Source organism: Cupriavidus sp. 05N38, from assembly GCF_056397345.1.
The window spans coordinates 1-6,578 of the sequence record NZ_JBFTNF010000128.1; the positions used below are offsets into that span (position 1 = coordinate 1).

Consider the following 6,578-nt stretch of genomic DNA (forward strand, 5'->3'; position numbering starts at 1 on the left):
AGCAGCTATTGGCCAACGCGCACCGCTGGGCCGTGCGTCCTGGTCGGCGCCCAGATCGCAAGCACGTCGCAAAGACGTAATGGAGATAGCATGGCAACCCAATCCGACCTGCGCTTCACCTTCGCCATCGTCGGCGGGCTGGACTTTGAGGTCATCGAGTTCGATCTCGACGAAGCCCTCTCCGAGACCTTCCGTCTCGACGTGCAGTTGGCCCATGCCGACCCCGACCTCGACTTCGCCACCATCCTCGACCAGCCCGCCCTGCTCACCCTCTGGCGTGGCGACGAACCGGTGCGCCATGTCCATGGGCTGGTCAGCCGCTTCGCGCAGGGCGACACCGGCTTCAGGCGGACGCGCTACCGCGCCGTGGTCGAGCCCGGCCTCGCCCGCCTGCGTCTGTCCTCCGACTGGCGCATCTTCCAGACCCTCTCCGTACCCGAGATCCTCCAGCGCGCACTCAAGGACCACGGACTGGCCAACCGCTACGAGCAGATCGTCACCGCCGAGCACCTGCCACGCGAGTACTGCGTGCAGGCCGGCGACACCGACCTGCATTTCCTCGAACGCATTGCCCGCGAGGAGGGCTTCTACTTTGCCTTCCGCCACGACGCCGACGGCCACCGCCTGATCCACAGCGACCGCCTGTTCGTGCAGGGCCGCATCGCCGGCGGTCCCGTCCTCTACAACCCCACCCCCGGCGGCGACCAGCCCGAGCCCGCCCTGCGCCGCTTCACCTACACCGAGAACGTGCTTACGGCACGCCTCACCCAGCGCGACTACACCTTCACCCATCCCCAGTACGACCAGGAACATGCTCCGCTCGGCGCCGACCTGGACCACCAGAAGACGCATTACGCGCACTACGCCTACCCGGGCCGCTACAAGCGTGACGAGGCGGGCCGCCCCTTCACCGAAGCGCGCCTGCGCGGCCACCGCCGCGACGCCCGCCTTGCCCGCGTCGAGGGCGACGACCCGCGCCTGGTGCCCGGCCTGTCCTTCGAACTCACCGGCCACCCCCGCGGCGACATGAACCACGGCTGGCGCCCCATACGCATGCGCCACCACGGCGTGCAGCACACCAGCCAGGCCGAAGAGAGCGCCGGCAGCGAGCAAGGCACCCACTACAGCTACACCGCCGAACTGGTCCCCGACCGCGCCGAGTGGCGCGCCGAGCCCCTGCCCAGACCGTGCATCGAGGGGCCGCAATCGGCCACCGTGGTCGGACCGGCCGGCGAAGAGATCTACTGCGACGAGTGGGGCCGGGTCAAGGTCCAGTTCCCGTGGGACCGCCAGGGCAAGCATGACGAGCACAGCTCCTGCTGGATCCGCGTGGCGCAGAACTGGGCCGGCGCCACCTGGGGCCACATGGCCATCCCGCGCATCGGCCAGGAGGTGATCGTCGACTTCTGGGACGGCGACCCGGACCAGCCGGTCATCACCGGCCGCACGTACCGCTCCAACCAGTTGCCACCCTACGCGCTGCCGCACCACAAGACCCGCATGACCATCAAAAGCCAGACCCACAAGGGCGAGGGCTACAACGAGTTGCGCTTCGAGGATGAGAAGGACCAGGAGGAAATCTTCGTCCACGCGCAGAAGGACCAGAACATTCACGTCAGGCACGACGAAACCACCTTTGTCGGGCATGACCGCAGCGAGCAGGTCGAGCACGACGAGACGATTGCCATCGGACATGACCGCAAGGAAACGGTGGGCAACGACGAGCAGGTGACCGTCGGCCAGGACCGGCGCCACGACGTCGGCCAGGACGACTTCCTGACCGTCGGGCGCAATCACACCATCCGGACTGGCAAGGATCGTACCGAGGAGGTGGGCAACAACCGCCGCGACAAGACTGCCGCCAACCACTGGATCGAGATCGAGGGGCACGCTGAGACCACCGTGCAGGGCCATGACAAGCTGCAGGCCGGGCAAAGCATCGAGCGCAAGACTGCGCGCTATGAAGTGAAGGCGGCAGAGCACCTCATCATCAGGGGGCCCGGCGGCACGCTGCGCATTGACGGCAACGGTATCACCCTGGATGCGATCGCTATTCGATTCAAGGGGCCCATCTCGCACCCGGGCGGTGGCGGCGGGAATCCGCTATCCATGGCTGGCACACCCAGGGCCGGTCAAGCGTTGGACCGCGTATGCGCCATGCGCGCGGACGGCAGTTGCCCACGCAAACCTTGCCCCTGCGGAAGGACAAACGCATGAGCACCGCTGAACACGCTGTGCCAGGCTGGCCGCGGCAACACGTCAAGGTGGTCACGACCCCGGCCTGGGCGACGCTGCAAGACGGACCCCGCCCTTGGCTTTGGCTCAGTGGCGAATGCAGCGAATCGCTGGAGGCCGATGTTCGGGGGCTTACCCAGCGTTTCGACCATCAGTGGGTGTGGCTGGATACAGCGTGGCAGTACGAGTCCCCCGGATACCAGCAGGGCCCCATGCTGGTGCCGTTGGACACCACCCTGTTTAACCACTTCCTCGAAACCTGGGCACCCCAGCGCGCCGGCTTACTGCTGTTGGGACCGGATGACGAACAGGAATTGCTCGGGCATCTACGACAATTGCGCCTGATCATCGCTGCTGACGGTTTGCCGCTTACCTTCAGCCTTGGCGCATCGCGCCAACTCGAAGAGCTAGGCGAAAGCCTTCCCAACGAGCGCCTTGCCCAACTGTTTGGTCCCATCGCTCGCTTGATCTGGCGTGCCGGCGGCGAGCACGCCACCGAGTGGCTGCAAGCCGATGCGCCAACAGCCATGCCTGGCGTCGCRCTGGCCGACGGCCACCACCTCACGTTGACGCCGGAAGACGAAGCCACGCTTGATCAGGCCAGCCACGCCTGGTTCATGCGCGACACCGCGCGTCTGTTCACCTTGCGCCATCCGGCACTGGCCAGTGCGCTCACGGAGACGCAGTTATACGCGCAATTGATGGCCTTCGACCGCGAAGCCGACAGCCTGGCGTTGCTCCTAGAGCGCGATGCGCGCCACTACATGGAGCTGCGCTTCGTCTATCCCCAGGCGTTGTTCGCCCATGACACCTTGCTGCGAAACCACCTGACCCGCCGCCATGTTCCCGCTCGCCAGCGCCTGCAGGAAGCCGAGGAACGCCTGCAGCAAATCGCGTGCCCCTAGTTTGAGGATTACCACCGTGACCCTGCCCCTCAAAAAAGCACTTCAACCCGCGCATCCCAGTGAGAAGCCAAGGAATTGCGCCATTTCGCCGCCGTCGTGCCAGCGCGGCGTCCCGGTCTACCCCCTGCGCTACGGCATCGCCGACAAGGGCTTCGAAGCCGCAGTCTTCCCGACACTCAGCGTGAAAGGCTATCCGGAACTAAAGGGCAGCAAGGCGTATGGCCTGCGTGTTTTGCGTCCTGGCACCTATGTCTACCTGTTCTATTACCAGAACAGCCGCATGTGGACCCAGCATTACCAGGTCACCAGCGACGTGCGCTTCGCGCCCATCTGGTGGACCGAAGCCGACTGCCAGGACGCCGCTCCCGGCCGCTTGGCCCGCCCCGATACCACCGGTGCAAAACCCTACCTGCTCGCCCCAGAGGACAAGATTGCCGATACCGTCTATGTGCTGGCCACCGACACCATCCTCACGCATGCCACGCTTTGGCGCATAGAAACCAATGACGGTGGTCTGCGCGACAAACTGGCGACAAAGATCAAACCTGCGGGCGGCGCCACACAGACGCATGCGTTCAATGCAGTGCTCCTGGGCACCGCGACTCGCGAACTGATGCCGGCGACGTACGGCCAAGCGATGTACTACCCCTGGAGCGAAATCCAGCCCTCGCCCCCCGGTCCTGACTTCAACCGGATCATCAGCGACATGTATATCACCCTGTCGCCACGCAAGGAGGTGGTGCCACTCGGTGTTGCCCTGCAAGACCCCGTGGGTATGGTCGGCGAACTTCACTATCTGGCAGCCTCCGAAGTCAAAAGAAAAACCCGGTACGCTGGCGAGAATGCGCACAAGTTGCAGAGCGGAAGATTCATCGCCGGGTATTTTCAGGCGGCAAAGAACAGCCCGCGGGCAAGCTCTCCGGAACTGGCTAAGGCGCTCGCCAAGCAGCGCAATCTGATCGACTACACCAACGCCGTCGCCTTCCCGGACCGCTATGAAAAACGGATAGTGGCCTTCGACACCGCTATCGACATGGCGGTCAGGGACGTGTCGTCCTGGGTCGACCTTATCGAAGCTCCCGGACTACTGGGTAAAGCGCTGAGTTGTTTCGATCTGAAGATACTGCACAACGCCCGCGATTACGAAAAAGCGGTATTCAACTGCATCGGTAGCCTGGTCCACACGCAGGACGGCCAGCGGGCTCTCGCCAAGTTGACGTCGATACCTCCCGCTCAGAGCCCCTACTGGCTCGCGCTGGCGAACGGCAGCCAGATTCTGATGGCGCGCCTTCAGGAAAAGACTGCCGACATCGCCAAGAACATGTTCGACGTGGTGGACAAGTACATGGAAGAGCATGCCGCCACCCCCACTACCAATGCATTGATCGGCCTGCTGCAGGCGCTGCCGCAGAACAAGCAGGCGGATATCCTCGTGCGCCGTCTACGCCATGTCATTGAGATCCGCTTTAACGCCACCATTGTCCAGTACGACCTCAGCCTGGCGGACATGTGGCGCTTCGCCTACGAGTTCCAGGGTTACCAGACGCTCGGGAGCGAACGCTTGCGCGGTTGGAAGCGTCCCATGCCCAAGGTCACGCAAGCGGAGGCGACCGCCAGGATCCTGGTTTACGACTGGGTCAAGATTGGCGAGACGACCTACCGCGAACTGGACAGCGCGCCGATCGAGCGGCTGGCGCTTCCGCCAACGCGCCCCATCAAGGTGGAAGGCAACATCTTCATCAATACGCTGAAGCGTATGCGCACGCCTGGTGGGTACCTATTCACCGGGTTGGGTGGATGGCTTGCTTATAAGGGCATGGTGGAAGCGGGTAAGCAATTCAATTCGACCGAGCTTCAAGTATCGAACGCAGTTTCAGTGATCGGTGCTTTTAGCGCGCTCATTGCTGCTGGCATCGAAATTGTTGCTACGGTCGTCGCCGTTCGCGCGGGCGCGCGTGGCAATGTCGCCTTGGCCACCACCGCCAAAATATTCGCCACCAAGCGTGGCGTGGCGATTTTCGGCGCAGGTGGCGCTGGCATTGCGACCGCAGCGGATGCCATTAGAGCAGTCAATGCCCTCAATGAAAGTAATTCCGAACAGGCCCGCATGTACCTTGGTTCTGCCATCGCCGGCGGCGTTATGACGCTGGCGGCCTGGGGCGGCGGCACCGCGACAGCCGCTACGATATCCGGTGGCGGGGCGGCAGTGGCCGTGCTTGGCCTCACGCCCGCAGGCTGGGCCGTGGTGGGGCTTGTCGCCCTGGGGGTTGGCATCGCCTTTAATGTCGGCGTCGATATGACCAAACACGGTCCTGTCGAAATATGGCTCAAGCACAGCGCCTGGGGTGTCGATCGCCGGCATTACACAAGAAGCGAGGAACTGGATGCCATCCACGGCCTCTACTACCGCCCGCGCCTGAGCGCTGAGTGGGACAAGACCTCAGGCTATGAGATCGGCACCCTGCGCATCCATTGCCAGTTGCCCGGCACCAACGACATGCCTGCCGAACATTTCCAAACCCAACTCAGCTTCACCCTGGCAGGCAACGAGCTTGTGCCAGTCCAAGGCCCCATTGTCTATGCCGCGGGTACCAGCCCCATCGACTACCGTCGCCAATGCTTGATCACGCCACTGGGTCATACCGGCAAGGAATGCGGCTGGGCCATCCAGATGCACGAGGACACCAAGGTTGCGCTGAAATACCTGTACCTGCCCGCCCCGGTCGAGCAACCCGGGCTCGCCATCGACCAGCCTGGCGCGCCGACACCACTGGTGTTCTCCTCGGGAGGCCTGTTCACCGATCCCATCGACCCGGCTAAGCTGGAGCCAGTGGGGACGCCTCTGTGAAAGCGGAAACCATCAAGCGACTTCCGCCCAGCCTGCGTCTGGGCGGCACGCCGCTCTATCGGAACCACGCTATCAGTGAGCCGCCCAAGCCCGATGGCGTGCGTCGCGTCAATGATCAGTGCGTCGAACTGGAGACCTATGCGAATTTCACGCGGACCAGTACTGCGGGCTTTATCGGTATGTCCGTCTTAGTGACGATCGCTGCGATGTTATTCATGTTAGCCATTGTCGATAAAGAAAAGATAACCTTTCAGATGGTTGGGACTTTGGTGATCAGTGCACCATCGTTGCCAGCCATGGCCTTCCTGTTTTACTTTGCCAGCGGCGCACATCGCAGCCGTGGCGCCTTCATCCGCATTCATCGCGGCACGCGCAAGCTCTATTTCATTTTCCCCGGCACAGAGCGCCTGCACGTGCTCGACTGGAACCAACTCGAAGCCTTGGCCGGCTACATCCCCATCGTGTCTGCCAGTGGCTATGCCAGCCGGCATCCGCTGTACCTGATCGGGGTCGATTACACGATGGACCCGTCGACCGAAATCTGCGCGGCCTGCGGCAACCTGGGTCTGTTCGACGGCGATCGCTCGGCC

Annotated in this window: 4 protein-coding genes; all 4 read left to right on the forward strand. The window is 63.3% G+C overall.

Going from position 1 to position 6,578, the window contains the following annotated elements; translation table 11 throughout:
* Window positions 1–90: 90 nt before the first annotated feature.
* Window positions 91–2,217: a type VI secretion system Vgr family protein gene (locus AC1DK4_RS40030; protein ID WP_477132231.1), complete on the forward strand. Its 2,127-nt coding sequence runs from the start codon at window positions 91–93 to the stop codon at window positions 2,215–2,217.
* On the forward strand, window positions 2,214–3,140 hold the full coding sequence (locus AC1DK4_RS40035) for a hypothetical protein (RefSeq protein WP_441624421.1): 927 nt from the start codon (window positions 2,214–2,216) through the stop codon (window positions 3,138–3,140). Before AC1DK4_RS40030 ends, AC1DK4_RS40035 begins: the two co-directional genes overlap by 4 nt.
* A gap of 16 nt (window positions 3,141–3,156) precedes the next feature.
* The gene (locus AC1DK4_RS40040; protein WP_441624423.1) at window positions 3,157–5,988 is read left to right on the forward strand and encodes a toxin VasX; all 2,832 of its coding nucleotides are present in this window, start codon (window positions 3,157–3,159) and stop codon (window positions 5,986–5,988) included.
* On the forward strand, window positions 5,985–6,578 hold a 594-nt coding region (locus AC1DK4_RS40045), incomplete at its 3' end, for a hypothetical protein (protein WP_477117267.1). The genes AC1DK4_RS40040 and AC1DK4_RS40045, both read left to right, overlap by 4 nt.